The 24,035-nt window shown below is 70.9% G+C and carries 30 protein-coding genes; 13 read left to right on the top strand and 17 right to left on the bottom strand.

Annotation, left to right across the window (positions count from 1 at the left end; genetic code table 11):
• Positions 1–35: 35 nt before the first annotated feature.
• On the top strand, positions 36–686 hold the full coding sequence (locus DDV73_RS16260) for a TetR family transcriptional regulator (RefSeq protein WP_109508311.1): 651 nt from the start codon (positions 36–38) through the stop codon (positions 684–686).
• Here DDV73_RS16260 and DDV73_RS16255 read toward each other — a convergent pair.
• The 4 genes from DDV73_RS16255 to DDV73_RS16240 form a co-directional block, all read right to left on the bottom strand.
• On the bottom strand, positions 664–1,374 hold the full coding sequence (locus DDV73_RS16255; RefSeq protein ID WP_109508310.1) for an SDR family oxidoreductase: 711 nt from the start codon (positions 1,372–1,374) through the stop codon (positions 664–666). The genes DDV73_RS16260 and DDV73_RS16255 overlap by 23 nt on opposite strands.
• Positions 1,371–2,339, bottom strand: a complete 969-nt coding sequence (locus DDV73_RS16250) for a zinc-binding dehydrogenase (protein ID WP_109508309.1) — start codon at positions 2,337–2,339, stop codon at positions 1,371–1,373. The genes DDV73_RS16255 and DDV73_RS16250 overlap by 4 nt, the downstream gene beginning before the upstream one ends.
• Before the next feature lie 42 nt (positions 2,340–2,381).
• The gene (locus DDV73_RS16245; protein WP_240617323.1) at positions 2,382–3,497 is read right to left on the bottom strand and encodes an NAD(P)-dependent malic enzyme; all 1,116 of its coding nucleotides are present in this window, start codon (positions 3,495–3,497) and stop codon (positions 2,382–2,384) included.
• 228 nt (positions 3,498–3,725) lie between these two features.
• Positions 3,726–4,082, bottom strand: a complete 357-nt coding sequence (locus tag DDV73_RS16240; protein ID WP_240617320.1) for a S24/S26 family peptidase — start codon at positions 4,080–4,082, stop codon at positions 3,726–3,728.
• A gap of 51 nt (positions 4,083–4,133) precedes the next feature.
• Here DDV73_RS16240 and sodN point away from each other — a divergent pair, with 51 nt between their 5' ends.
• From sodN to DDV73_RS16220, 4 genes are all read left to right on the top strand, one after another.
• On the top strand, positions 4,134–4,535 hold the full coding sequence (gene sodN, locus DDV73_RS16235) for a superoxide dismutase, Ni (protein WP_109508307.1): 402 nt from the start codon (positions 4,134–4,136) through the stop codon (positions 4,533–4,535).
• Between the two features lie 166 nt (positions 4,536–4,701).
• Complete coding sequence (locus DDV73_RS16230) at positions 4,702–5,916, top strand: Fic family protein (RefSeq protein ID WP_206050918.1); 1,215 nt, start codon at positions 4,702–4,704, stop codon at positions 5,914–5,916.
• 84 nt (positions 5,917–6,000) lie between these two features.
• Entirely contained in the window at positions 6,001–6,411 is a 411-nt protein-coding gene (locus tag DDV73_RS16225; protein WP_240617319.1) for an ATP-binding protein, read from the top strand.
• Positions 6,412–6,425: 14 nt separating this feature from the next.
• Positions 6,426–7,235, top strand: a complete 810-nt coding sequence (locus DDV73_RS16220; RefSeq protein WP_109508304.1) for an RNA polymerase sigma factor SigF — start codon at positions 6,426–6,428, stop codon at positions 7,233–7,235.
• A 4-nt stretch (positions 7,236–7,239) separates the two neighbouring features.
• Here the strand turns inward: DDV73_RS16220 and DDV73_RS16215 are convergent, their stop codons facing one another.
• Positions 7,240–7,497, bottom strand: coding sequence for a hypothetical protein (locus DDV73_RS16215; protein WP_154402784.1), 258 nt, complete (start codon positions 7,495–7,497; stop codon positions 7,240–7,242).
• A 335-nt stretch (positions 7,498–7,832) separates the two neighbouring features.
• Between DDV73_RS16215 and DDV73_RS16210 the strand changes: the two genes are divergently transcribed.
• Complete coding sequence (locus DDV73_RS16210; protein ID WP_109508302.1) at positions 7,833–8,084, top strand: WhiB family transcriptional regulator; 252 nt, start codon at positions 7,833–7,835, stop codon at positions 8,082–8,084.
• Positions 8,085–8,088: 4 nt separating this feature from the next.
• Here DDV73_RS16210 and DDV73_RS16205 read toward each other — a convergent pair whose 3' ends face one another.
• Positions 8,089–9,549 (bottom strand): sensor histidine kinase, encoded by a 1,461-nt coding sequence (locus tag DDV73_RS16205; protein ID WP_476703545.1) that lies wholly within the window; start codon positions 9,547–9,549, stop codon positions 8,089–8,091.
• Positions 9,550–9,649: 100 nt separating this feature from the next.
• Here DDV73_RS16205 and DDV73_RS16200 point away from each other — a divergent pair, with 100 nt between their 5' ends.
• The 3 genes from DDV73_RS16200 to DDV73_RS16190 are packed head-to-tail and all read left to right on the top strand — an operon-like array spanning position 9,650 to position 12,720.
• Positions 9,650–10,501 carry a DUF2785 domain-containing protein gene (locus tag DDV73_RS16200; protein ID WP_109508300.1) on the top strand — a complete coding sequence of 284 codons (852 nt, stop codon included), beginning with the start codon at positions 9,650–9,652 and terminating at the stop codon, positions 10,499–10,501.
• Between the two features lie 10 nt (positions 10,502–10,511).
• A complete protein-coding gene (locus tag DDV73_RS16195) occupies positions 10,512–12,230 on the top strand; it encodes an acetolactate synthase (RefSeq protein ID WP_109508327.1) in 1,719 nt (572 codons plus the stop codon).
• 10 nt (positions 12,231–12,240) lie between these two features.
• Positions 12,241–12,720, top strand: a complete 480-nt coding sequence (locus tag DDV73_RS16190; RefSeq protein ID WP_109508299.1) for a GNAT family N-acetyltransferase — start codon at positions 12,241–12,243, stop codon at positions 12,718–12,720.
• On the opposite strand, the gene DDV73_RS16185 is transcribed toward DDV73_RS16190, so the two are convergent.
• From DDV73_RS16185 to DDV73_RS16145, 10 genes are all read right to left on the bottom strand, one after another.
• Positions 12,705–12,959, bottom strand: coding sequence for a hypothetical protein (locus DDV73_RS16185; RefSeq protein WP_154402783.1), 255 nt, complete (start codon positions 12,957–12,959; stop codon positions 12,705–12,707). The two genes, DDV73_RS16190 and DDV73_RS16185, sit on opposite strands and share 16 nt — an antisense overlap.
• 29 nt (positions 12,960–12,988) lie before the next feature.
• A complete protein-coding gene (locus DDV73_RS16180; RefSeq protein ID WP_109508297.1) occupies positions 12,989–13,906 on the bottom strand; it encodes a PASTA domain-containing protein in 918 nt (305 codons plus the stop codon).
• Positions 13,903–14,403 (bottom strand): SigE family RNA polymerase sigma factor, encoded by a 501-nt coding sequence (locus tag DDV73_RS16175; protein ID WP_109508296.1) that lies wholly within the window; start codon positions 14,401–14,403, stop codon positions 13,903–13,905. Before DDV73_RS16175 ends, DDV73_RS16180 begins: the two co-directional genes overlap by 4 nt.
• A 37-nt stretch (positions 14,404–14,440) precedes the next feature.
• Positions 14,441–14,806, bottom strand: coding sequence for a thioesterase family protein (locus DDV73_RS16170; protein WP_240617318.1), 366 nt, complete (start codon positions 14,804–14,806; stop codon positions 14,441–14,443).
• Between the two features lie 75 nt (positions 14,807–14,881).
• On the bottom strand, positions 14,882–14,956 hold the full coding sequence (locus DDV73_RS29730) for a 50S ribosomal protein bL37 (protein ID WP_369759046.1): 75 nt from the start codon (positions 14,954–14,956) through the stop codon (positions 14,882–14,884).
• A 79-nt stretch (positions 14,957–15,035) separates the two neighbouring features.
• Complete coding sequence (gene rsrA, locus DDV73_RS16165) at positions 15,036–15,299, bottom strand: mycothiol system anti-sigma-R factor (protein ID WP_109508294.1); 264 nt, start codon at positions 15,297–15,299, stop codon at positions 15,036–15,038.
• A complete protein-coding gene (locus DDV73_RS16160) occupies positions 15,296–15,925 on the bottom strand; it encodes a sigma-70 family RNA polymerase sigma factor (protein WP_109508326.1) in 630 nt (209 codons plus the stop codon). The genes rsrA and DDV73_RS16160 overlap by 4 nt, the downstream gene beginning before the upstream one ends.
• Before the next feature lie 98 nt (positions 15,926–16,023).
• The gene (locus DDV73_RS16155) at positions 16,024–16,716 is read right to left on the bottom strand and encodes an alpha/beta hydrolase family protein (RefSeq protein ID WP_109508293.1); all 693 of its coding nucleotides are present in this window, start codon (positions 16,714–16,716) and stop codon (positions 16,024–16,026) included.
• Complete coding sequence (locus DDV73_RS16150) at positions 16,713–17,471, bottom strand: SOS response-associated peptidase (protein WP_109508292.1); 759 nt, start codon at positions 17,469–17,471, stop codon at positions 16,713–16,715. Before DDV73_RS16150 ends, DDV73_RS16155 begins: the two co-directional genes overlap by 4 nt.
• A 33-nt stretch (positions 17,472–17,504) precedes the next feature.
• Positions 17,505–18,347 (bottom strand): hypothetical protein, encoded by an 843-nt coding sequence (locus DDV73_RS16145; RefSeq protein ID WP_109508291.1) that lies wholly within the window; start codon positions 18,345–18,347, stop codon positions 17,505–17,507.
• 181 nt (positions 18,348–18,528) lie between these two features.
• On the opposite strand from DDV73_RS16145, the gene DDV73_RS16140 reads away from it, so the two are divergent.
• Genes DDV73_RS16140 through rsgA form a run of 3 tightly spaced genes read left to right on the top strand, consistent with a single transcriptional unit; the run spans position 18,529 to position 22,400 of the window.
• Positions 18,529–20,121 (top strand): sigma-70 family RNA polymerase sigma factor, encoded by a 1,593-nt coding sequence (locus DDV73_RS16140; protein ID WP_109508290.1) that lies wholly within the window; start codon positions 18,529–18,531, stop codon positions 20,119–20,121.
• A 9-nt stretch (positions 20,122–20,130) separates the two neighbouring features.
• Positions 20,131–21,405, top strand: coding sequence for a 3-phosphoshikimate 1-carboxyvinyltransferase (gene aroA, locus DDV73_RS16135; protein ID WP_109508289.1), 1,275 nt, complete (start codon positions 20,131–20,133; stop codon positions 21,403–21,405).
• Positions 21,402–22,400 (top strand): ribosome small subunit-dependent GTPase A, encoded by a 999-nt coding sequence (gene rsgA / locus DDV73_RS16130; RefSeq protein ID WP_109508288.1) that lies wholly within the window; start codon positions 21,402–21,404, stop codon positions 22,398–22,400. Before aroA ends, rsgA begins: the two co-directional genes overlap by 4 nt.
• 119 nt (positions 22,401–22,519) lie before the next feature.
• Here the strand turns inward: rsgA and DDV73_RS16125 are convergent, their stop codons facing one another.
• The gene (locus DDV73_RS16125) at positions 22,520–23,011 is read right to left on the bottom strand and encodes a DUF2231 domain-containing protein (RefSeq protein WP_109508287.1); all 492 of its coding nucleotides are present in this window, start codon (positions 23,009–23,011) and stop codon (positions 22,520–22,522) included.
• An 84-nt stretch (positions 23,012–23,095) separates the two neighbouring features.
• Here DDV73_RS16125 and DDV73_RS16120 point away from each other — a divergent pair, with 84 nt between their 5' ends.
• Complete coding sequence (locus DDV73_RS16120) at positions 23,096–24,004, top strand: inositol monophosphatase family protein (protein WP_109508286.1); 909 nt, start codon at positions 23,096–23,098, stop codon at positions 24,002–24,004.
• Positions 24,005–24,035 lie beyond the last annotated feature (31 nt).

Raw genomic sequence — 24,035 nt, 5'->3', positions numbered from 1 at the left:
TGCACAGATGTTCACTCATGGGTAGGATCGGCGCCATGACCGAGACAGCGGAGACGCGCACCGAGCGCAAGGAGCGCACGCGGCGAGCGATCCTCGATGCGGCGCTCCGACTGTCGGCCGACGGCAGCCTCGGGGTGCTCTCACTGCGCCAGGTGGCCAAGGAGGTCGGCGTCGTACCAACCGCCTTCTACCGGCACTTCTCCTCCATCGACGAGCTTGGGCTGACCCTGGTCGAGGAGTCGTTCGTCTCGCTGCGGGCGATGCTGCGTGACGCCCGGACCATCGCCCCCGACGTCGACTCCGCGCAGGCCCTGTTCCTGGCGATCGTGGACAGCTCGGTGTCCTCGCTGGTCGCGCACGTCCACGACGACCATGCGCACTTCCGGTTCATCGCCAGGGAGCGTTTCGCCGGACCGCCCGCCGTCCGCGAGGCGGTCGGCCACCAGCTGCAGCTCGTCGAGCGCGAGCTGGCCACCGACATCGCCCGCATCCCCGGCAGCGAGCAGTGGTCGGGCGAGGACCTGCTGGTGCTCGCGAACCTGATCGTGACCGCGATGATCGGCCACGCCGAGGCACTCGTCGACGCTGCCGCCCGGCCGCGTGAGGTCGCGCGGATCGCCGAGACCGCCCGCGCTCAGCTCCGGATGGTGCTGATCGGCGCCCTCAACTGGCGCTCTGTGTCCTAGGGGCCGTCCTGATCGTCAGCTCGGGGATCGCGGCGTCCGGCGGCAGATCGAGGACGTGCAGGATCGAGGCGGCCACCGACGCAGGCTGCACGAACCGGCTTTCGTCGTACGTCGACCCTTCCTGCTCGTGCACCTTCGCCTGCATCGGCGTCGCGGTCCGGCTCGGGTAGACCGTCGTCACCCGGACGCCGTACTGAGCCTCCTCCGCACGCAGCGAGTCGGCCACCGCACGCAGGCCGAACTTTGAGGCGGCGTACGCCGACCAGTCGGCGTTGGCGGTGAGCCCGGCCGTTGAGTTGACGAACAGCACCAGCCCACGGGCCGCCCGCAGCGCCGGCAGCCAGGCCCGGGTGATCACGACCGGCGCGACCAGGTTCACGTCGAGCTGTTCGCGCAGCTTGGCCAGCGGCAGATCGGCGAGGGTGCCGAGCTCGACCACGCCGGCGATGTGCAGCAGCGAGTCCACACGCGGCGGCAGCGTGCCGGCCGCCAGCCGGCCCTCGAGGTGATCCGGCCGGGTCAGGTCGGCGACGACCACGCGCGCCCCGTCGTACGCCCTGGTCAGCTCGTGGGCACGCTCGTCGTTGCGAGCGACCAGGATCAGCTCGTCGCCCCGGTCGTAGAGCGCCCTCGCGACCGCAGCGCCGATGCCGGAGGTGGCGCCGGTGACGACGTGGGTGCGGGTCATCGGGTGAGCACGGCCTTGCCGAACAGCTCGCCGGCCGCCATCGCGGCGAAGGCGTCGGCCGCCTTCTCCATCGGCAGCGTGCGGTCGAGCAGCGGCTTGGTGCCGGTGGCGTCGAGCAGCTCGACCAGCGAGGCGAGTTCGCCGCGGGTGCCCATCGTGGAGCCGATCACCCGCAGCTGGAGGAAGAAGATCCGGGTCAGCTCGGCGTCGTCGAGCTTCGGCCCGGACGTCGTACCCGAGATCACGATCGCGCCACCCGGCCGCAGCGAGCGGATCGAGTGCGACCAGGTGGCGCGGCCGACGGTCTCCATCACCGCATCCACCTTGCGCGGCAGGCGGGCGTTGCCCTCGAACACGTCGTGGGCGCCGATCTCCAGCGCCTTTGCCCGCTTGGCCTCGTCGCGGCTGGTCGCCAGCACCCGGAGCCCGGCCGCGCGGGCGAGCACGATCAGCGCGGTCGCCACCCCGCCGCCGGCACCCTGCACTAGCACCGAGTCACCGGCCTTCAGCCCGCCCTGGGTGAACAGCATCCGGTACGCCGTCAGCCAGGCCGTCGGCAGGCACGCTGCCTCCTCGAACGACATCGACGCCGGCTTCGGGACCACGTTGCGGCGCGGCACCACGACCTTGTCGGCGAAGGTGCCCTGGTGCCGCTCCGACAGCAGCGAGCGGCGCGGGTCGAGGGTCTCGTCGCCGGTCCAGTCGGGGCTGGAGACCACCGCGTGTACGACGACCTCGTTGCCGTCCTCGTCGAGGCCGGCCGCGTCGCAGCCGAGGATCATCGGCAGCGCTTCCTCCTTGAGGCCCACGCCGCGCAGCGACCAGAGGTCGTGGTGGTTGAGCGAGGCCGCCTTCACGGTGACCGTCGTCCAGCCGTCGGGGGCAACGGGGTCGGGCCGCTCCCCCACCACCAGGCCACCCAGCGGGTCGTCGGCGGAGAACTTGTCGGCGTACACAGCGAACATGAGTCGACCTTATGCCGCTGCTGCTCAGCCGGCGGTGTGAGATCAGATACCCGCGACGCCGTCCCGGATCGCAGCGGCGGCGACGGCGGCGGAGACCGCGGGGCCGACTCGGGGGTCGAACGGGTTGGGGATCACCATGTCCGGCGCAAGCGCGTCGCCGACCAGGTCGGCGAGAGCCTCGGCGGCGGCGAGCTTCATGCCCTCGGTGATCGCGGACGCGCGGACGTCGAAGGCGCCACGGAAGATCCCGGGGAAGGCCAGCACGTTGTTGATCTGGTTGGGGAAGTCCGAGCGCCCGGTCGCGACCACCCGCGCGTGCCGGTGGGCGACGTCGGGGTGCACCTCGGGGTTTGGGTTGGCCATCGCGAAGATGATCGCGTCGCCGGCCATCGTGGCCACGACCTCCTCGGGCACAGTGCCGCCGGAGACGCCGAGGTAGACGTCGGCGCCGGCGAACGCGTCCGCCAGGGTGCCGCGACGACCGTTGCGGTCGGCGGTGACCTTGGCCAGCTCCCGCTTCACCGGGGTGAGGTCGCTGCGGTCGGAGCTGACGATGCCGCGCCGGTCGGTGACCGCGATGTCGGTGATGCCGGCGCCGAGCAGGATCTTGGCGATCGCCACGCCGGCCGCGCCGGCGCCGGAGATCACAACCCGCGTGGTCTCGGGCGTCCGCCCGGTCAGCCGGAGCGCGTTGACGAGCGCGGCGAGCGCGACCACCGCCGTACCGTGCTGGTCGTCGTGGAAGACCGGGATGTCGAGGCGCTCCTTGAGCCGCTCCTCGATCTCGAAACAGCGCGGCGCGGAGATGTCCTCGAGGTTGATCCCACCGAAGCTCGGAGCCAGCCGGACGACGGTCTCGATGATCTCGTCGACGTCGGTGGTGGCCAGGCAGATCGGCACCGCGTCGACCTTGCCGAACTGCTTGAACAGCACGGCCTTGCCCTCCATCACCGGCATCGCGGCCGCGGGGCCGATGTCGCCGAGCCCGAGTACGGCGGTGCCGTCGGTGACGACGGCGACGGTGTTGGGCACCCAGGTGTAGTGCTGGGTCATCGACGGGTCCTCGGCGATCGCCTCGCAGACCCGGGCGACACCGGGGGTGTAGGCGAGCGAGAGCTCGTCGGCGCCGGTCAGGGCGACGGTCGACACGGTCTCCATCTTGCCGCCGGCGTGGAGGTCGAATACCGGGTCCCCGGCGTACGGGTGCACCCCGCCCAGGCCGTCCAGTCCGTCGGGGTGAGCAGGGTCGATCTCGGTGGGTGACACGTCAGCAACCATCGCGGTTCAGAACTTTCCAGGCAAGGCCACAGGCAAGCCATTTGGGGGGAAGCGAATGATCAGGTGACCAGGCTCAACGCGCTGCAGGTGGTTCGCGGAGCCGATCGGTCAGGGGGTCGCCCTGGGCCCCCATCTTGTCACACCCGTGCGAGCCGGTCTCGGCCACAGCCGCAGCTGCACCACGGCCAGTACGTCGCGGTCGCTGACCGGCCCGCGGTGGCGGGAGTCGACGCCGTCGTCGGCGTTGTCGCTGAGCAGCCACCAGGCCGGCTCGCCCGCTCGGTCGGTACGCCGCTCGGCGGCCCGCTTGACCGCGAGCGTGCCGTCGGCGAAGCGGGCGAGCACCACGGCACCGGGCCGCACTCGGGCGCCGTACCGGACCAGCAGCCGGTCGCCCGCCCGCAGCGCCGGCTCCATGGACCGGCCACGGACCACCGCCATGCCCAGCGGCAGGAGCGCGTTCACGCGGAGTAGTGTCGCAGTCAAGATCAAGAACCAACGAGAGGACTCTCACGGATGTTCGCGCGACTGTTCGCCCCCACCGTCGACGCCCAGGCTCACTGCGACCTGCCGTGCGGCGTCTACGACCCCGCGCAGGCCCGGATCGAGGCCGAGTCGATCAAGGCGCTCATCGGGAAGCTCGCCGACAACGACGACCCCGACTTCCGCACCCGCGCGGTGGTAATCAAGGAGCAGCGCTCCGAGCTGGTGAAGCACCACCTGTGGGTGCTGTGGACCGACTACTTCAAGCCGCCGCACTTCGAGGCCTACCCGCAGCTGCACACGCTGATCAACGAGGCCACCAAGCTCGCCGGCGCCGGCGGCACCAAGGGCTCCCTCGACGCCGCGGTCGCCGACCAGCTCCTCGCCAAGATCGACGAGATCGCCGAGATCTTCTGGGCGACCAAGAAGGCCTGAGCGCCTGGGTCCCGGGCAGTTTCACTAGGTACCTAGTGAATTTGTCCACGCCCACACGAAGTTTCCGACGGGTGGGGCAGTTTCGCTAGGTACCTAGCGAAACTGCCCTTCCCATCAAGAACATTTCAAGCGCGAAATGTCACTGAACGAGCGATAGAGTGACATTGTGGACCTTCGAATGTTCGGCAAGAACGCGACTGGGGAGCTGGTTGCGATTGCCGGACGCGACCAGCGGCGCGGGCCGTGGGAGCACCGCGCGTTCCTGCCGGCGCCGCTGCCGACCACAGCGCCGCCACTGTCGGCCAAGACCCACCTCGAGCTCGGCAACGCGCGGGCGGCGCTCGCCGCGCTGGACAGTACGGCGCGCCGGCTGCCGAACCCCTCGCTGCTGCGCCGGCCCACCCTCCAGATGGAGGCGCAGAGCACGTCCGCGCTCGAAGGCACCTACGCCCCGCTGACCGACGTCCTCACCGCCGACGAGGAGACCCCGAGCAACGACAGCCTGCGCGAGGTCCTCAACTACGTCGTGACGGCCGACCTGGCGTTCCAGTGGGTCAGCGAGGAGCGGCCGATCACCACCACTCTGCTCTGCGACCTGCAGGCCAGGCTGCTCCGCGACACCCGGGCCGAGCATCACTCGTCGGGCCGGATCCGCGACATCCAGGTGCTGATCGGACGGCGCAGCGACCTCGGGCCGGGCGACCTCGCGATCCGGACCGCCCGCTACATCCCGCCGCCACCAGGGCCTGCCCTGGAGGCCGCGTTCCGGCAGCTGGTCGACTGGATCGGGAGCGACCTGTCCGACGAGCTCGACCCGGTCGCGGCAGCGGCGATGGCGCACTACCAGTTCGAGGCGCTGCACCCGTTCCATGACGGCAACGGGCGGATCGGGCGGCTGCTGATCGTCATGCACCTGTTCTCGCTGGGGATCCTGACCGAGCCGACGCTGACCGTCTCCCCGTGGTTCGAGGAGCGCCGCGTCGCCTACTACGACCGGCTGCTCGCGGTCAGCACCGACGGCGAGTGGGATCAGCTGATCCGCTTCTTCGCCACCGGGATCCGGGAGTCCGCGGAGCTGACCCACCGGCAGATGCTGGCGCTGCTGGACGTGCAGGACGACCTGCGGCGCGTCGTACACGACTCGCGGCTGCGGGCCGACTCCGCGTTCTTCCTGGTCGACTACGCCGTCGGGCACCCGTCGTTCACGGTCCGCGACGTGGAGCGCCACCTCGACCTCTCCTACGGCCGTGCCAACAAGCTGGTCGAACAGCTGGTCACCCTCGAGGTGCTGCGGCCGGTCGGCGAGAAGGCCTACAACCGCAGGTTCTGCGCGCCACGGGTCATGGACGCGCTACTGGACGCCCAGTCGACAACATGGTGACGCCTCCGGGCTACTGTGTGACCGACCGGCCCGCTCGGGGAGCCGGCACCGGACGGCCGGAGCACGGGACGTAAGGACATGGTCATGAACGCATTGAGCACGCACGCGACGGGGCACGCCGACGTCGAGCTACGACTCCCTGCGGACAGCGCGTTCGTGTCCGTGCTGCGTACGACGACTGCCGGGCTCGCCGCGCGGCTCGACTTCACCATCGACGACATCGAGGACCTGCGGATCGCGGTCGGCGAGGCGTGCGCGATGGTGCTGCCGGAGGCCGACCCCGAGTCCGACCTGACCTGCCGGTTCTTCATGCGGCCCGGTGACCTGACGATCAGCGTCTCGGTCACCTCGTCGAACCCACCGGAGCCCGACTTCGACAGCTTCGCCTGGACCGTGCTCAACACCCTCGCGTCCTCCGCCGAGGCGGTCACCGAGGGATCGGAGTTCTCGGTCCGTCTGGTCATGCACTCCGAGCACAGCGCCACCGGCAACTAACGGGGGCTCGCCAGATGAGCCGGGACATCTTGGGAGACATCGACGTGGAGACAGAGCTGACGGGCGTCGAGCTCACCCGTCGGCGAAGCGCGGACCTATTCGTGGAGTTCCGCGACGAAGACGGGAGCGAGGCGTCGCGTGCGGGCGCGCGCGACGCGCTGGTCCACCTGCACCTACCGCTGGTCGAGCACTGTGCCCGCCGGTTCCGAAACCGTGGCGAGCCGTTCGAGGACCTGGTGCAGGTCGGCACGATCGGCCTGATCAAGTCGATCGACCGGTTCGACACCGACCGCGGCGTGGAGTTCTCGACGTACGCCACGCCGACCATCATCGGCGAGATCAAGCGCTACTTCCGCGACAAGGGCTGGGCGATCCGGGTGCCGCGGCGGCTGCAGGAGCTGCGGATGCAGATCAGCGCCGCCACCGCCGAGCTGACCCAGTCACTGGGCCGCTCCCCCACGCCGTCCGAGCTCGCCCAGAACATCGGCTGCACCGTCGAGGAGATCGTCGAGGGCATCGAGTCCAGCAACGCCTACTCCACGCTCTCGCTTGACGCCGGCGACAACTCCGACGAGGGCGGCGCGGCGACCATGCTCGACGCAATCGGCATCGACGACGCCAACCTGGAGCACGTCGAGATCCGCGAGTCGATCAAGCCGCTGCTGGAGAGCCTGCCGTCGCGGGAGAAGACGATCCTGATGCTGCGCTTCTTCAAGAACATGACGCAGTCCCAGATCGCCGCCGAGATCGGCGTCTCCCAGATGCACGTCTCGCGGCTGCTCAACCGCACCCTCGAGCAGCTCCGCACATCACTGGAAGAGTGAGGTCTCAGCGGGACTCGTCCGCCAGCGCCTCCATGCTCGCCGGGTGAAGCAGGCCGGCCAGCGTCACCGCGGCCACGACCGCCAGCGCGATCGCGACCACGGTGGTCGGATTGTCGCGGAAGTTCCAGGCGAGGCCGAGCTGGATCAGCTGGGCGAGCAGGATCGGGCTGCGGGCCCAGGGCCGGAGCCGGGTGACGGCGTACGCACACCCAATGAGCGCTACCCCAGCCAAAACGAAGAAAGCTGCCGTGGTCAGACCCATAACCGCACGGTCGGATGAGAAGTTGATCAGCTCGGCAACTGCAAGGACCACGAGCACGAGACCCTCGACCACGGCCAGTGACGCAGCGACAATCAGAGGTGGTGGCGGGTCGTCTCCAGAGGGGCTCTGCACACGAAAAGAGTAGATGTGACGAGTTTGATTCGCGTAAGGGGTTGTGTGCGGCCCCATCTCTTGCAACTCTATTCGATGCGTTCGTGAAGTCATTCACACGCCGCACAACTTCCGCCTACGGCCACGCCCGTCGGCACCCAAACCCGAGGCAGGGCCTGCGAGGCATGCTGCCGAGACCTGATGAAAGAGGGGATTCCCCGGCCATGGATTGGCGCCATCGCTCCGCCTGCCTCGATGAGGACCCGGAGCTGTTCTTCCCGATCGGCAACACCGGCCCGGCCATCCTCCAGATAGAGGAGGCCAAGCAGGTGTGCCGTCGCTGCGAGGTGCGCGAACAGTGCCTCGCTTGGGCGCTCGAGGCGGGTCAGGACCACGGGGTCTGGGGAGGCCTTAGCGAAGACGAGCGGCGTGCGCTCAAGCGGCGCAATGCCAGAGCGAGAGTGCGGTCCGCCTGACGGCTCAGGCCGGGATGTCGATGACGACCTGGGTGCCCTGCGGGTGCCCAGCCGTCATTTCCAGCTGACCGTTGAGCTCGGACTCGACCAGCGTCCGCACGATCGACAGGCCGAGGTTGGTGCTGTCCAGGTCGAAGCCCTCGGGCAGCCCGCGGCCGTAGTCGTTGACCGTGACGTGCAGGCGCCCGACCAGGCGCCGTACCGTCACCGTGATCTGGCCGCTCGACGCACCTTCCTGCCCGGCTCCGTAGCCGTGCTCGGCGGCGTTCTGGAGAACCTCGGTCAGGATCATCGCCAGCGCAGTGGCCACCTCGGACGGCAGTACGCCGAAGCTGCCGTCCCGGCGTACCTCGATCAGCTCGCCCGCCGCCGACACCTCGGTCACCATCCGGCCGAGCCGGTCGGCGATCTCGTCGAAGGCGACGTTCTCCTCGACCGCCTGGCTCAGGGTCTCGTGCACGATCGCGATCGACCCGACCCGGCGGACCGCCTCCTCCAGCGCCGACTTGGCCGACGCCGAGTCGATCCGACGGGCCTGCAGCCGCAGTAGCGCGGCGACGGTCTGCAGGTTGTTCTTGACCCGGTGGTGGATCTCGCGAATGGTGGCGTCCTTGGTGACCAGCTCACGGTCACGCCGGCGCAGGTCGGTGACGTCGCGGAGCAGGATCAGCGCGCCGATGTGGTCGCCCTGCGGGCGCAGCGGCACCGAGCGCAGGATGATCGCGACTTGGTCGCTGCCGATCTCGGTGTCGCGGTGCATCCGGCCGCCGAGCACCGCGCTGACCGTCTCCTCATCGGGTCGGCGCCGGGCCGGCACCAGCTCGCGGGTGAGCTCGGCCAGGCTCAGCCCGGCCAGGTCGCCGCTGAGGCCGAGCCGCCGATAGACCGAGAGCGCGTTCGGGCTGGCATAGACGACCCGTCCGGTCGCGTCCACCCGGACGAAGCCGTCGCCGACCCGCGGCGTGTCCGCGTGGTCGGACCGCGGTCCGGGCGACGGGAAGAAGCCGTGGGCGATCATCTGGGTCAGGTCGCTGGCGGTCTGGAGGTAGGACAGCTCCAGCCGGCTCGGAGTGCGGACGCCGAGCAGGTTGGTGTTGCGGCCGACCACGGCCAGCACCCGGTCGCCGCGGCGTACCGGAATTGTCTCCACCCGGACCGGCACGTCGTCGCGCCACTCCGGGTCGCCCTCGCGAACCAACCGTCCCTGCGCGTACGCCGCGTCCAGCATCGGCCGCCGGCCGACCGGGATGAAGGTGCCGACCACGTCGTCGACGTACGCCGTCGGGCCGGTGGTCGGTCGCATCTGCGCGCCTGCCCAGAAGCCCTTCCCCTCGCGGTCCGGCAGCCACAGCACCAGATCCGCGAATGAGAGGTCGGCGATGATCTGCCAGTCCGCCACGAGCAGGTGCAGCCAGGCGACGTCCTCGTCGCTCAGCTCGGTGTGCGCTCGCACCAGCTCGTTCATCGTCGGCACGGCCTCAGCGTAGTGAGGACAGGACAAATCGGCGGCGATCGGCCGCGAGGGTGGCGAGCGAACCCACCGCATCGGCTGGCAGGATGGGGTTATGGCATCGGCGTTCTGGCAGCAGGTCCTGGCTGGCGGGCTCGCCGTACCGCCTGACCGCCCGCTGGACGACATGACCGCCGAGCTGACCACGCTGCTCGGCTCACCGGACCCCGCGCAGCGCGACGGACTCGCCTATCCGACCCTGGAGGCCTGGATCCGGCGTGGGGTGTACGACGACCTGCTCGCGGGCCTCGGCGACGGGATGGCGACCGGCCTCGACGTGGGCCTGGGTGAGCGCGACACCGACTCGGTCTTCCGGCGCAGCTTCTCAGCCCTGGTACTGGGCGACTGCATTGCGCGCGACACCGTGGTGAGCCGGCTCCCGGGGACCAAGATCATGGAGTGGGGCGACCGGATCGCCAGCTGGTTCCTCCGCGAGCGCGACCTGCGTGGCTGGGTCCCCAACAAGGGCTGGGCGCACGCGCTCGCCCACGGCTCCGACGCGATCGGCGCGCTGGCGGAGTCGCCGCGGCTCGGGCCGCCCGAGCTCACCGTGATGCTCGACGTACTCGCCGACCGGCTGCTGCTGCCCGCCCCTGGGCTGCTCCAGTCCGGCGAGCCGGACCGGCTGGCCGCGGCCACGATGAGGGTGCTTCGGCGCAACGTGGTGCCACTGAAGGTACTGGAGCCCTGGGTGGCCCGGATCGTCGCGGGCGCGACCGCGCACGCCTACGACATGGCGGTCGACCCGTACCAGACCACCGGCGACGCGGAGGCGTTCCTGCGCGCGCTCTACCTGCAGCTGTCGCTGGCGCCCGCGCACCCGTCGGTCCGCTCCGACCTGCTGTTGGTGCTGGTCGACGCACTTCGGACCACCAACCCTCGCTTTCTCGCGGTTCCTCGGCAGTAACATGCGGCGCATGCCCGACACCGATGCCACCACTGCCCGGACCGAGACCCAGCCTGAGCCGCCCCCCACGACGCCCGGCGCGCTGACCGGTCACGCCGGCGAGATCGCGGTCGCGGTGGCCCGGGCGCACGGTGTGGAGACCATGTTCACGCTGTCGGGGGCACACGTCTTCCCGATGTACGACGGCGCGGTCAAGGCCGAGCCACCGATGCGGCTGGTCGACGTCCGGCACGAGCAGACCGCCGCCTTCGCGGCCGAGGCGACCGGCAAGCTGACCCGCAAGCCGGGACTCGCCGTGCTCACCGCCGGGCCGGGCGTCACCAACGGCATCAGCGCGATCACCCAGGCCCAGTTCGCCGGCTCGCCCATGGTCGTGGTCGGCGGCCGGGCACCCGCGGCGAAGTGGGGCTCCGGGCTGCTCCAGGAGCTGGACCAGCCGCCGATCATCGCGCCGGTCGCCAAGGTGTCGCGGACCATCCCGACCGCCGCCGAGATCGCCGAGGGCATGCACGAGGCGTTCTCGGTCGCCGGCTCCGCGCACCGGGGCCCGGCGTTCGTCGACGTACCGATGGACGAGCTGTTCAACCAGGCGACCTCCGCGATCCCGGCCGCGGCCGCCCCGGCGCGGACCGAGCCGGACGGCGACGCGGTCGCGGCCGTCGCACGCCTGCTCGCCGAGAGCCGGCGGCCGGTACTGGTGCTCGGCACCGACGTCTGGGCCGACGGCGCCGAGGACGCGGCGCTGCGGCTGGTCGAGGACCTGGCGCTGCCGGCGATCACCAACGGGATGGGCCGCGGGGTGATCCCCGGCGGCCACCCGCTGCTGGTTACCAAGGCGCGCGGCGCGGCGTTCAAGGGCGCGGACCTGGTGGTCGTCGTCGGTACGCCGCTCGACTTCCGGCTCGGCTTCGGCGTCTTCGGCGGAGCTGACGGCAGTGGCGCGCCGGCCCGCGTCGTACACATCGCGGACTCGTCCGCCCAGATCTCGCAGCATGCGGAGCTGGCGGCGTCGGTGGCCGGCGACCTCACGCTGGTCCTCGACGGCGTGCTCGCCGCGGTGCAGGCGTCGCCGACCAGGCCGGACTGGGCCGCCTGGGTCACCGAGCTGCAGGACACCGCCCGCGCCGCGGCCGAGCGCGACGCCGCGCTGCTGACCGCCGAGGCCGACCCGATCCACCCGGCCCGGATCTACGGCGAGCTGCTCCCCCGGCTGGCCGAGGACGCCGTGGTGATCGGCGACGGCGGCGACTTCGTGTCGTTCGCCGGCAAGTTCGTGGAGCCGAAGCGGCCCGGTGGCTGGCTGGACCCGGGCCCGTACGGCTGCCTGGGCGCCGGCCTCGGCGCCGCGATCGCCGCCCGCATCGCGCGGCCGTCGTCGCAGGTGGTGGTGCTGTTCGGCGACGGCGCCGCGGGCTTCTCGCTGCTCGACGTGGACACCCTGGTCCGGCACAACCTGCCGGTCGTGATGGTGATGGGCAACAACTCGGCGTGGGGTCTGGAGAAGGGCCCGATGCAGATGCTCTACGGGTACGACGTGGCCGCCGACCTCAACCCCGCGGCGTCGTACGACGGTGTCGTGCGGGCACTGGGCGGTGGCGGCGAGACCGTGACCGACCCGCGGGAAATCGGCCCGGCACTCGACCGCGCCTTCGCCTCGGGTGTGCCGTACCTGGTCAACGTGGTGACCGACGTGGCCGCGGTCTACCCGCGCAGCACGTTCGGGATCTAGGCGGCCTCCGATGCGGATCCGGCTCGCGGAACCGGCCGACCTCGAGAAGGTCGGCGAGCTGACGGTGACGGCGTACGAGGAGTTCACCGAGGGCCCGGAGGACGGCTACATCGACCGCCTCCGCGATGCCGCCGGGCGGGCCCGCGAGGCGGAGCTGTGGCTGGCCGAGGACGCTGGCCAGATCGTCGGCACCGTCACCATCTGCCCGGAGGACTCGCCCTGGCGCGAGATCGGACGGCCGGGCGAGGGTGAGTTCCGGATGCTCGCAGTCGCACCCGAGGCGCGCGGGCAGGGCGTCGGCGACGCGCTGGTCGCGAACACGCTGAGAGTGCTCGCCGAGCGCGGCTGCACCGGCGTCGTCCTGTCCAGCCTGGAGGAGATGGCCGCCGCGCACCGGCTCTACGGCCGGCACGGCTTCACCCGCGCCCCCGAACGCGACTGGGCACCCGCCCCCGGCGTCGATCTGATCGCGTTCTACCGCTCGCTCTGACCGGAGTCAGCGGTGACGACAATGGTGATCAAGGCGATTTCGGACTTCTTGCCATTGGTCGTGAAGGTCAGCGTGACCATAGTCGTGCCGGCCCGCACCGCATGTGCGTAGCGCGGATAGGGGTCATCGGCCGGCAGATGCTTGACGTCGAGCGAGGTGCCGTTCACTTCGGCGGCGTAGAGACCCGTGATATCGCCACGCCGGTGGAAGAAGACCCGCTCGCCGACCTTCAGCCGCACCGTGGCACCGGCCCGCACCTGCGCATCGGTCAGCTCGGTGTACGGCGGTTCGTCGCGCGACGCTGCGGCGCGGATTGCCGATAGCCCAGCTCTAGCTGATCCAAAGGCGACCGCGGCCTGTTGACCGTGACGGTGACCTGGGTGCCGGGCTCGACGACGGTGCCCGACTCCGGCTGTACGTCGAGGATCGCGCCCGCGGGTCCCTGCCCGGCCCCCCACTTCTTCACCATGGTCAGGCCAGCGTCGCGGAGCCGCTCCGCGTAGTTGTCCGCCGAGACTCGGCCCGCCAGCGGGTCGAAGAGGGGTACCCCGACCTCGTCATCGAGGATCCGGACCTCGTCCAGGATCTCGTCGACCCGCTCCCGGCTCGTGGACGACGATGCCTCGAACCCGACACCTTCCGACGGAACGTAGATCGAGGCGCTGCAGGTCACGATCCCTTCGTCGTTCTGGCCGGGGGAACAGGTCGTCGGTGTCCGCCTCGCGGCGGTGCCGTCGATCTCGATGTCCTCGCCACCGCGCCGGACACCGACGTTGATCCGGACGGCGTCGACATCTGCAGGACGTTGGATGAGGCAGGCCGGGGTCACGGTGAGGTCGATGACGACCGTGTCCTTGATCGGCGTGCCGCATCCGACCTCATTCCTGCCCCAGTCGTTGGGGACGGCGATGGCGGCATGACCAAGCCCGACCAGGCGCATGCCGGCGGGGACGGCGCGATCGGCGGGCGGCCGGGGGTCGGTGCCGTCGGCGAGACCGTCGCCGATGACCTGGGTCCCCCCGGCCACCAGCGCGACGGCGGCAGCGACGGCGCCGCCGACCACCCAGGCGGTACGCCGTCGCCGGGTGCGGTCGGCGGCGCGGGTCATCGCGGCCAGCGGTGGCGGGGAGACGTCGACGCGCTCGCCGAGGCGTTCGAGGAGGTCGGTGAGGTCGCGGTCGCTCATGACAGTTCTCGCAGTTCTGAGAGGTTCGGGTCGTCGGCGAGGATCTTCAGGGCCCGGGAGAGCCGGCTCTTGACGGTGCCGGGAGCCACTCCGAGCACGTCGACCATCTGTTCCTCGGTGAGGTGTGCGAAGTAGCGCAACACCACCGCCGCTCGCTGGTCGTGGCTCAGCCGCCCGAGGGATCGGGAGACGGCGTCGGCGAGATCGACCGAGTCGGTCTCGTCGGCCACCACTCGCTCCGGGAGCTCACCGGTCGGCCTCTCACCGTGCCAGTGGCGGCGCCGGCCGGAGACGAAGGTGTTGATCAGCACCCGGTGGACGTAGGCGTCGCGGTCGGCTGCCCGGCGTACCTTCGACCAGTTCACCAGGCACTGCGTCAGCGCCGCCTGGGTGACGTCCTCGGCCTCCGCCGGCGCGCAGCCGAGAAGGACGGCCGACCGCACCAGCCGCGGCCATCGCGCCGCGACGTACTCACTGAACTCGTCATCCCTGCCCATAACCGAAGAGACGCGTTGGCCGGCGGCCCGGGTTCCCCTACGAGATCCGGGACATGAATCGGTCGGCGTCGACGACCAAGCGGGTGATCTCTCCGGTGCCGAGCACCTTCCCACTGCCGGCGTCGCGGGCGGCGACGGTGAACCGGACCAGCCGGCCGTCGGTGTACGACGACGACGCGGTCACCTCGACGGAGGCGCCGACCGGGCTGGCGGCCAGGTGCTCAAGCGTGACCCGGGTGCCGACCGACGTACTCCCGTCGCCCAGGGTCGGGTCGATTGCGGCGCAGGTCGCGGCCTCGCACCAGGCCAGCAGCCGCGGCGTACCGAGGACGGGCAGGCTGCCGGAGCCGATGGCAGCGGCTGTGTCGGACTCGGTGACGGTGAAGGTGAGCGTCGCTTCCACGCCGGCGATCCTGTCACGAGAAATGCGACGAGCCCCCGGCCGGCATGGCTCGGGGGCTCGGTGCGTTCGCCTGGATCAGGCGTTGGGGCGCTTGCCGTGGTTCGCGCCCTTCTTCTTGCGCGCGCGGCGCTTGCGTCCGGTCTTGCCCATGGTGATCCTCCTGAAGTCTGCGGAATCGACCCAGTCTCTCAGGTCGGCGAGCGGAAGTGCCAATCAGCGGAGATGTCAGTCAGGCGTCGGTGATCCGGACCTGGACCTCGCGGATCTGCAGCAGCACCCGGTCGCGGAGCGAGGCGGGTGCGGACTCGTGGCAGGACCGGGCGACGACCGACTTCACGGTCAGCTCGAGGTCGTACTTGCGCAGGCACGGGCCGCACTCGTCGAGGTGCACCCGCACCTCCGCGCAGTCGGCCTCGTCGAGCTCGTTGTCGATCAGGTAGGCGATCCGCTCGAGGTAGTCGGCGCAGCCGCCGTCGTCTTCGGAGTAGCTCATGACTCGCCTCCCCCGTTGCTGGTGCGGAGCAGGTCGTTCTCGCGCACGTAGCCCGAGAGCATGTCGCGCAGCTGGCGACGGCCGCGATGCAGCCGGGACATCACGGTGCCGATCGGGGTGTCCATGATTTCGGCGATCTCCTTGTACGGGAACCCCTCGACATCAGCGAGGTATACGGCCAGCCGGAACTCCTCGGGAAGCCGCTGCAGCGCCTCTTTGACCTGGGAGTCGGGCAGGTGCTCGAGCGCCTCGGTCTCGGCGGACTTCAGCCCGGACGAGGTGTGCGACTCGGCGCGCGCGAGCTGCCAGTCCTCGACGTCCTCGGACATCGACTGCTGCGGCTGGCGCTGCTTCTTGCGGTAGGTGTTGATGAAGGTGTTGGTCAGGATCCGGTAGAGCCACGCCTTCAGGTTCGTGCCCGGCCGGAACTGGTGGAACGAGGAGTAGGCCTTCGCGAAGGTCTCCTGCACCAGGTCCTCGGCGTCCTGCGGGTTGCGGGTCATCCGCATCGCCGCGGAGTAGAGCTGGTCGAGGAACGGCAGCGCGTCGCGCTCGAAGCGGGCGGTCCGCTCCTCGGCGGTCTCCGTCGCCACGTCGATCTCGGGCTCGGTCATTGAGTCAGTCATCGTCCCCCAGGGTACGTCGATCGGCGGCGCGAGCGGCAAGCGCGGCCCATCCACGAGAGGCACAGGTGCGAGAAGGGTGGGCACGAGAGCAGAACACCTCAGCCACCGGGCTGATTCCCGATGACGTCGCGCACGATCCACTCCAGGGTCGCCTCGACGATGATCGCGTAGGCGTCGACCTGGCTGATCTCCGCGCGCTTGGGCACCTTGAACGAGTGGTCCGCCGACGGGACGACGGTCACGTCGACGCCGCCGGGGAACTCCTCCGGGGCGCCGAACGGGTCCCGCTCTCCCTGGATCACCAGCGTCGGCACCCGGGCCGACTTCAGCTCGTCCAGGCGCGACTTCCCGGCCGTCGGCCCCGCCGACGGCCGGGAAGTCGCGAAGCGAGCCTCCGGCTTGCCGGGCGGGTGCAGCGGGAACGCCAGCGCCAGGCAGCCGGCGGCCCCGAGCTGACGGGCACACCGGGCCGCGGACCGGGCTCCGGCCGACCGACCGCCCACCACCATCGGCGTGCGCGGCCGGATCCGGTCGGCGACCGCGATCAGTGCCTCATCGAGCGCGGCCGGCGGCGAGGCGACCTTGCGGCCGGCGACCAGCCACGGCTGCTCCAGCCGGAGCACGGTGATGCCCTGCGGCGGCAGCTTCTTGGCGAGCGTCTCCAGGTCACCGGTGTCGGCGCCGTTGCTGGCGCCGTGCCCGAGCAGCAGCGTCGCCACCGGATGCCGGGCCCGGTTGGCGATCAGCCGGGCCTCGCCCTGCGGCGTACTGATCGACTTGGCCGTGCTCACAGGTCGGCCTCCTCGAGCGGAAGTGGCTCGACCAGCTCGGGCCCGTTGTTGCGGACGTTGCTGACCAGCTTGGACACCGGGAACGCCTCCAGCCGGCCCGGCGCGGCCGGCTCCAGCAGCGCGAGCAGGTCGTCCTTCTCCGCCTTCGTCGGGTCCAGCCAGCGCTGCCACCGCTCCGGCGGCACCATCAGCGGCATCCGGTCATGGATCTTGCCGAGATCATCCTCCGCGTCGGTGGTGAGCACGGTGCAGGTCCAGCGGAACGCGCCCGGCTCGTCCTCGTCCTCGATCGACTTGTCGCGCCAGATCTCGTAGAGGCCGGCCATCGCCAGACTGCCGCCGTCCTTGGGCCGGATGAAGAACGGCTGCTTCACCGGCTTGCCGGCCTTGGTCTTGGCGGAGGTGGGATACCACTCGAAGTAGCCGTCAGCCGGGAGCAGGCAGCGGCGGGAGGCGAACGCCCGGCGGAACGACGGCTTCTCGGCGACCGTCTCCATCCGGGCGTTGATCATCTTGTTGCCGATCGCGGCGTCCTTGGCCCAGGACGGCACCAGGCCCCAGCGCAGCACCCGCAGCTGCCGCTGCGGTGGCGCGGACTTGTCACTGGACGGCGGCCGCGCCATCACGGCGTACACCTCTTTGGTGGGAGCCACGTTGTAGTCGGGCGCCAGCGGCTCAGCGACCCGCGACTCCTCGACCTCGAACTCCTCGATCAGGTCGTCACTGCTCTTGCTCGACGCATAGCGGCCGCACATGCGGCCAGGCTATCGGGATCGATGGGCCTCGGGTCAGCGGGCGAGCTCGTCCAGCAGTTGCGCGGCGCCGGCGTCGGTCGACGGCAGGCCCTCGATCCACACGCGCGGCGCGTCGCCGGCGTTGACGAGGGAGCCGAGGATCCGGCGTAGCAGTGCGACACGCCGGCCGAGCAGCTCGTCGCGGTCGGTGAGTACGACGACACGGTGCTGACCGACCCGGCCGATGGTCTCGGGCCCGGCGAAGACGGTGCGGGCGGCCTCGCCGAGGCGGGCCATCCGCAGGGTGCGGGTCAGGTGCGCGTCCGGGCCGACCTCCGGGCTGCCGTCCGGCCCAAGAAGAAAGAGGCCGGGCGAGCCGCCCTCCTGCGGCTCGCCCGGTGGTCCAGCAGGCAGGCTGGCAACAACCAGCGCGTGCGCCTCCTGCACGCGGCCGCGCTCGCGGAGCTCTCCCCTGTAGAGCTCCGAGAGGCGGCTGCGTACGTGCGCCAGACTGGCCAGGCCAGTCATCGGGTCCTCACATGACAATTGGTGCAGGTAGCCGAGGGTGGCTTCGCTCCACGCGTTGCTGAGCGCGCGGATGTCGACGTACGCCGGCTCAAGGCCGATGACCGCGAGGCTGGTGAGTCGAAGCCCCTCCAGGGCCTCGTCCAGCGACGCGCCGTCGCGGGCCAGCTCACGGCCCGCTTCGGCACATGCGGCCTCCGCCCGGCCGACACCAGCAGAGTCGCGTGCAGAGCCCAACCCCGAGGCGAGGGCCTCTCCTACCGCCTCGAACTGTGCGGGCAATCCTGCTCGCACCCGTTCGGGCAGCTCCCTCCTCGCCTCGGGACCGTCCGTGGCGGTCGTGCGCCGCGAACGCGTCGCAAAGATCCCCACGATTGCTCCCCTCGTGTTTCGGTATCAAGATCCACCCCCCGTACGGTGCATCTCAGCGCTGAGACGGACCAGGTCCCGGGCCATGACGCGGTTCCACAGAATTTGTTTTGCGCCGGTCCGGCGGGCTTAGGGTGTTCTAGAATTCGGACAATTCCTCGCGACGAAGGTCGTTGACCCACACGTGACTGAAACCCTCTCCCGCATCGACGGCCCCGGTGACGCCGAGCTGATCTCGGCGGTCCGCGGCGGCGACGTCGACGCCTACGGCGCGCTCTTCGAGCGGCACGTCGGGGCTGCCCGACGGCTGGCCCGCCAGCTGTCGCCGAGCGACGCCGACGACCTGGTCTCCGATGCCTTCGCGAAGGTGCTGGGCGTCCTGCAGCGTGGCGGCGGGCCCGATGTCGCCTTCCGCGCCTACCTGCTGACCGCCGTACGCCGGCTGCACGTGGACCGGGTCCGCGCCACCTCGAAGCTGCACACCACCGACGACATGGAGTCGTTCGACCCGGGCGTGCCGTTCACCGACACCGCCGTGGCGGGCTTCGAGAACGCGGCCGCCGCGAAGGCGTTCGCCTCGCTGCCCGAGCGCTGGCAGCTGGTGCTGTGGCACACCGAGGTCGAGGGCCAGAAGCCGGCCGAGGTGGCCCAGCTGCTCGGCATGTCGCCGAACTCGGTCAGCGCGCTCGCCTACCGGGCTCGCGAGGGGCTGCGGCAGGCGTTCCTCAACATGCACGCCCAGGACATCGACGACGACAACTGCCGGTGGACCCACGACCACCTCGGCGGCTACATCCGAAGCGGGCTGTCGCGGCGTGATGCCGGCAAGGTCGAGGCGCACCTCGACGACTGCCGCAAGTGCACCGCGATCTACCTGGAACTGATCGAGGTCAACTCCAACCTGGCCGGGATCCTGGCGCCGCTGCTGCTCGGGAGCGCGGGCGCGACGTACGCCGTGGCCGCGGGTGGTGCCGCCGCGAAGGGCGGCCTCTTCCTGCTCGTGGACCGGGCCAAGGACTTCGTGTCCGCCAACGGGCCTGCGACGGCCGCCGCGGGTGGCGTCGCTGCAGCGGCCGTGGTGGCCGCGTCCGTGCTGGCACTGGCACTCACCGGTGGCGAGGAGAAGAAGCCCGCTGCCGACCCGCCCGCCGATCCGCCGGCCAGCGAGGCTCCGGCGCCGCCGCCCGCCGACCCGCCGCCCGCGGACCCACCGCCCAAGGACGACCCGGCCCCGCCGCCGCCCGCGGTGATCCCGCCGCCGGCCGACACGCCCGAGCCGGAGCCGACCCCGAGCCCCGAGCCCAGCCCGGAGCCGACACCGACCCAGCCTTCGCCGACGCCGAGCCCACCGCCCTCGCCGCCACCGACCTCGGAGCCGCCGTCGCCTACTCCCACCCCGACCCCGCCGCCGACCACGCCGCCGCCGGCGCCGTTCGACCTGACGGTCGCCGCCAGCGCGGTCCCGCTCGACCGGTGGGGCGTGCAGTGGCTGATCACGGTCAGTGTCGACGGCCTGGAGCCCGACGGCGAGGCGAGCCTGCAGATCGACGGCCGCGGGCTCGGCCTGCTGCGCACCGACGACTCGCGCTGCCGGCTCCGTTCCTGCGATGTCGACGAGACGCCGACGACCTACGAGTTCTCGCTGACGAAGTGGCCCACCACCGTCAGCACGATCACCTTCACCGTCGTACCGCTGGGCGACACCGAGAACGCCGATACCACCAATGACGTGGCCACGGTGACGCTGTCGGAAGGCGAACGGGCGTCCGGTCGGTAGCCTTCGGCTGTGACGACGACCCTGATCGACCCGTGGCCGGCTCCCCGTGTGGAGGCACCGGTCGATGCCGTGGTGTCCCTTCCAGGGTCGAAGTCGCTGACCAACCGGGCGCTGGTGCTGGCCGCGCTGGCCGACGGCCCCTCGGTGGTACGGCGCGCGCTGCGGTCGCGGGACACCCTGCTGATGGCTACCGCGCTGACCACGCTGGGGGCGACGGTCGACACCTCCGGTGACGACTGGTCGGTCACTCCCGGACAGCTGACCGGCGGCGGCAGCGTCGACTGCGGCCTGGCCGGGACGGTGATGCGGTTCGTGCCGCCTGTCGCCGCGCTGGCGTCCGGTGATGTGCTGTTCGACGGCGACCCGCACATGCACAACCGGCCGATCGGTGAGGTGCTCACGGCACTGCGCGGGCTCGGCGTAGAGATCAGCGACGACGACCGCGGCGCGCTGCCGTTCGCCGTACACGGTGCTGGGGCGGTCCGTGGCGGCACCGTGGTCATCGACGCGTCCGCGTCGTCGCAGTTCGTCTCCGCGCTGCTGCTGGCGGGTGCCCGCTACGAGCAGGGCGTCGACGTCCGACACGACGGGAAGCAGGTGCCGTCGCTGCCGCACGTCGAGATGACGATCGCGATGCTCCGACAGCGTGGCGTGGTGGTCGATGACTTCGACGCCAACCGCTGGTTGGTGGCGCCCGGCCCGATCTCCGCGGTCAACTGCGAGATCGAGCCCGACCTGTCCAATGCCGCGCCGTTCTTGGCACTGGCCGCGGTGACCGGCGGCACGGTCACCATCCGCGACTGGCCGCTGCAGACCACCCAGCCCGGCGACGAGCTGCGCGAGATCCTGGCCCGGATGGGCTGCCGGGTTGAGCTGGTCGACGCCGGTCTCCGGGTCACCGGGCCCGACGCGCTGCAGGGCATCGACATCGACCTGCGCGACGTCGGTGAGCTGACCCCGGCGATCGCGGCGCTGTGCGCGCTCGCCGAGACGCCGTCCCACCTGCGCGGGATCGCCCACATCCGCGGCCACGAGACCGACCGGCTGGCCGCGCTCGCCACCGAGCTCAGCAACCTCGGCGCCGACGTCGACGAGCTGCCCGACGGGCTCGCGATCCGGCCCGCGCCGTTGCGCGGCGGGGTGTTCCGGACCTACGCCGACCACCGGATGGCACACGCCGCGGTGATCATCGGCGCTGCCGTGGACGGCGTCCTGGTCGAGAACGTCGGCACCACCGCCAAGACCTTCCCCGGGTTCGCCGAGTTCTGGTCCGGCCTGTTGTGAGCCGCTGGTCCGACCACGACGCGGAGCACTACGAACGACCGCGCCGTCGGACCCGCCCACGCACCAAGGAACGACCCACCTACGACGACGCCGTCGACGGCGTGGTAGTCGCGGTGGACCGGGGTCGGTTCACGCTGCTGGTCGACGGACAGACCGTGATGGCGATGAAGTCCCGGCCGCTCGGCCGCAAGGGTGTGGTCGTGGGCGACCGGATCCGGGTGGTCGGTGACGTCTCCGGAGCCGACGGCTCACTGGCCCGGATCGTCGAGGTGTCCGAGCGCAGCACCACGCTGCGCCGTACCGCCGACGACGACGACCCGATCGAGCGGATCATCGTCTCCAACGCCGACCAGCTCGTGGTGGTCACCGCGCTGGCCGACCCCGAGCCGCGGCCGCGGCTGATCGACCGCGCCCTGGTCGCGGCGTACGACGCCGGCATGCACCCGATCCTGTGCCTGACCAAGGCCGACCTCGCCGATCCGGAGACGCTGCTGTCGACGTACCGCTCGCTCGGGGTTCCGTACGTCGTCACTCAGCGCGGCGGCGACCTGACCAAGGTGCGCGAGCAGCTGTCCGGGCACACCAGCGTGCTGGTCGGCCACAGCGGCGTCGGCAAGTCGACGCTGGTCAACGCACTGGTGCCCACCGCCAGCCGCGACGTCGGCATCGTCAACGCGGTCACCGGCCGTGGCCGGCACACCTCGACCTCGGCGGTGATGCTGGCGCTGCCCCCGGTCGACGGCGATGGCGGCTGGATAATCGACACCCCGGGCATCCGCTCGTTCGGCCTCGCGCACGTGCGCCCGGAACGGCTGATCGAGGCGTTCCCCGACCTCGACGAGATGACCGAGGAGTGCCCGCGCGGCTGTACGCACGGCAGCGACGAGCCGGAGTGCGGGCTCGACATCGCCGTCGCCGCCGCCCAAGCCGACCCCGACCGCGTCCAGTCCTTCCGCCGCCTCCTCGACGCCCGCGAGGGTGGGGCGGGCGACTGAGCGGGCCGGGCAGTTTCACTAGGCACCCAGTGAAACCGGCCCTCCCCGTCGGAAACTTCCCGTGGGCTGGGACAAATTCACTAGGTACCTAGTGAATTTGTCCCAGCTCCACGACCGGCCTAGCTCTCCCAGACCGCCCGGGCACCGGCGTCGCCGGTGAGGATCGTCATCACCAGGACCGCGACCGCGCCAACCACGAGCAGCGTGATGGCGCCCCAGCTCAGCGCGCCGGCCCGGGTCTCCTGCGCACCTGCGCCTGACGCCAGCGCGCTCGGGCCGCCGAGGGTCCAGCCTGCGAGCAGGACTATGGCGACATAGATCAGCGAGATCCAGAGCAGCGCCAGCGCTCGATCCTGGTGGACTTGGAGGTCTTCCCAGATTTCGGGGACCTCTCGAAGACCTGGCCGGTCGCCGAGGAAGTTCTTGCCGGACAGGTACGCCGCGAGCACCGATCCGGCACCGATCACGGCGAGCGCGATCATCGGCCAGCGCGTGGCCCAGCGCCACCTCGGCAGCACGGCGTACAGCAGGCCGGCCAGCGACGCCAGCGGCGCGAAAACCACAGCGGCATGCACGATGAGCGGGTGCAGCGGCACTCCGTTGATCTCCATGGATGCACGTTAGCGGCAGGTCGTGCCGGGATGGGAGCGCTATGCCGCACCCTCACCAGGACGACTGCCGCTAGCGTGTGCGTCATGCCCAGCTCACGGCCGACCGACTACACCGACGACCTGCGGCTCGCGCACGTGCTTGCCGACGACGCAGACTCGATCACCCAGGGCCGGTTCAAGGCGCTCGACCTGCATGTGATGAGCAAGCCGGACCTGACTCCGGTGACCGACGCCGACAAGACCGTCGAGGAGGGCATTCGGCGCACCCTGTCGCGGGTCCGGTCCCGGGACGCGGTGGTCGGCGAGGAGCACGGCACGACCGGGCACAGCCAGCGCCGCTGGGTGATCGACCCGATCGACGGCACCAAGAACTTCGTCCGCGGGGTCCCGGTCTGGGCGACGCTGATCTCGCTGGTCGTCGACGACGAGGTGGTGCTCGGCGTGGTGTCCGCGCCGCAGCTGCAGCGCCGCTGGTGGGCCTCGGTCGGCAACGGCACCTGGACCGGCCGCTCGCTGCTCAAGGCAACCCAGTGCCACGTGTCCGACGTGCGCCGCCTCGACGACGCCTCGCTCTCCTACAGCTCGCTGTTCGGCTGGGACGAGCGGGACCGGCTGGAGGCGTTCCTGTCGCTGGCGCGGCGGTGCTGGCGGACCCGGGCGTACGGCGACTTCTGGTCCTACATGCTCGTCGCCGAGGGCGCCGTCGACCTGGCGGCCGAGCCGGAGCTCGAGGTCTACGACATGGCGGCGCTGGACATCATCGTCCGCGAGGCCGGCGGCCAGTTCAGCTCGCTGGACGGCACGCCCGGCCCGTTCGGCGGGAACGCGCTGGCCAGCAACGGCCACCTGCACGAGGCCGCGCTCGCCTTCCTCGGCTCGCTCGCCGACGACGACAGCGACCCGGACGTCGCGGCGTACCGGACCGGCTCGGTGCACGACCTCGCCGAGAGGCGACGTACGCCCGACGAGCCTGACCCTGAGCCTGGTGGCTGAGACAAGTCTGTTCATTTGCGCATACCCGGCA

The sequence above is a fragment of the Nocardioides speluncae genome (assembly GCF_003121585.1).
GTDB lineage: Bacteria > Actinomycetota > Actinomycetes > Propionibacteriales > Nocardioidaceae > Nocardioides > Nocardioides speluncae.
This window is presented reverse-complemented; position numbering and strand designations above follow the sequence as displayed.

What these genes read in the sequence shown, in the direction of transcription:
- DDV73_RS16260 (WP_109508311.1), top strand. Translation starts at nt 36, where the DNA reads ATGACCGAGACAGCGGAGACGCGCACCGAGCGCAAGGAGCGCACGCGG.
- DDV73_RS16255 (WP_109508310.1), bottom strand. Translation starts at nt 1,374, where the DNA reads ATGACCCGCACCCACGTCGTCACCGGCGCCACCTCCGGCATCGGCGCT.
- DDV73_RS16250 (WP_109508309.1), bottom strand. Translation starts at nt 2,339, where the DNA reads ATGTTCGCTGTGTACGCCGACAAGTTCTCCGCCGACGACCCGCTGGGT.
- DDV73_RS16245 (WP_240617323.1), bottom strand. Translation starts at nt 3,497, where the DNA reads ATGGAGACCGTGTCGACCGTCGCCCTGACCGGCGCCGACGAGCTCTCG.
- sodN (WP_109508307.1), top strand. Translation starts at nt 4,134, where the DNA reads ATGTTCGCGCGACTGTTCGCCCCCACCGTCGACGCCCAGGCTCACTGC.
- DDV73_RS16225 (WP_240617319.1), top strand. Translation starts at nt 6,001, where the DNA reads ATGAACGCATTGAGCACGCACGCGACGGGGCACGCCGACGTCGAGCTA.
- DDV73_RS16220 (WP_109508304.1), top strand. Translation starts at nt 6,426, where the DNA reads ATGAGCCGGGACATCTTGGGAGACATCGACGTGGAGACAGAGCTGACG.
- DDV73_RS16215 (WP_154402784.1), bottom strand. Translation starts at nt 7,497, where the DNA reads ATGGGTCTGACCACGGCAGCTTTCTTCGTTTTGGCTGGGGTAGCGCTC.
- DDV73_RS16210 (WP_109508302.1), top strand. Translation starts at nt 7,833, where the DNA reads ATGGATTGGCGCCATCGCTCCGCCTGCCTCGATGAGGACCCGGAGCTG.
- DDV73_RS16205 (WP_476703545.1), bottom strand. Translation starts at nt 9,549, where the DNA reads ATGAACGAGCTGGTGCGAGCGCACACCGAGCTGAGCGACGAGGACGTC.
- DDV73_RS16200 (WP_109508300.1), top strand. Translation starts at nt 9,650, where the DNA reads ATGGCATCGGCGTTCTGGCAGCAGGTCCTGGCTGGCGGGCTCGCCGTA.
- DDV73_RS16195 (WP_109508327.1), top strand. Translation starts at nt 10,512, where the DNA reads ATGCCCGACACCGATGCCACCACTGCCCGGACCGAGACCCAGCCTGAG.
- DDV73_RS16190 (WP_109508299.1), top strand. Translation starts at nt 12,241, where the DNA reads ATGCGGATCCGGCTCGCGGAACCGGCCGACCTCGAGAAGGTCGGCGAG.
- DDV73_RS16180 (WP_109508297.1), bottom strand. Translation starts at nt 13,906, where the DNA reads ATGAGCGACCGCGACCTCACCGACCTCCTCGAACGCCTCGGCGAGCGC.
- DDV73_RS16175 (WP_109508296.1), bottom strand. Translation starts at nt 14,403, where the DNA reads ATGGGCAGGGATGACGAGTTCAGTGAGTACGTCGCGGCGCGATGGCCG.
- rsrA (WP_109508294.1), bottom strand. Translation starts at nt 15,299, where the DNA reads ATGAGCTACTCCGAAGACGACGGCGGCTGCGCCGACTACCTCGAGCGG.
- DDV73_RS16160 (WP_109508326.1), bottom strand. Translation starts at nt 15,925, where the DNA reads ATGACTGACTCAATGACCGAGCCCGAGATCGACGTGGCGACGGAGACC.
- DDV73_RS16150 (WP_109508292.1), bottom strand. Translation starts at nt 17,471, where the DNA reads ATGTGCGGCCGCTATGCGTCGAGCAAGAGCAGTGACGACCTGATCGAG.
- DDV73_RS16125 (WP_109508287.1), bottom strand. Translation starts at nt 23,011, where the DNA reads ATGGAGATCAACGGAGTGCCGCTGCACCCGCTCATCGTGCATGCCGCT.
- DDV73_RS16120 (WP_109508286.1), top strand. Translation starts at nt 23,096, where the DNA reads ATGCCCAGCTCACGGCCGACCGACTACACCGACGACCTGCGGCTCGCG.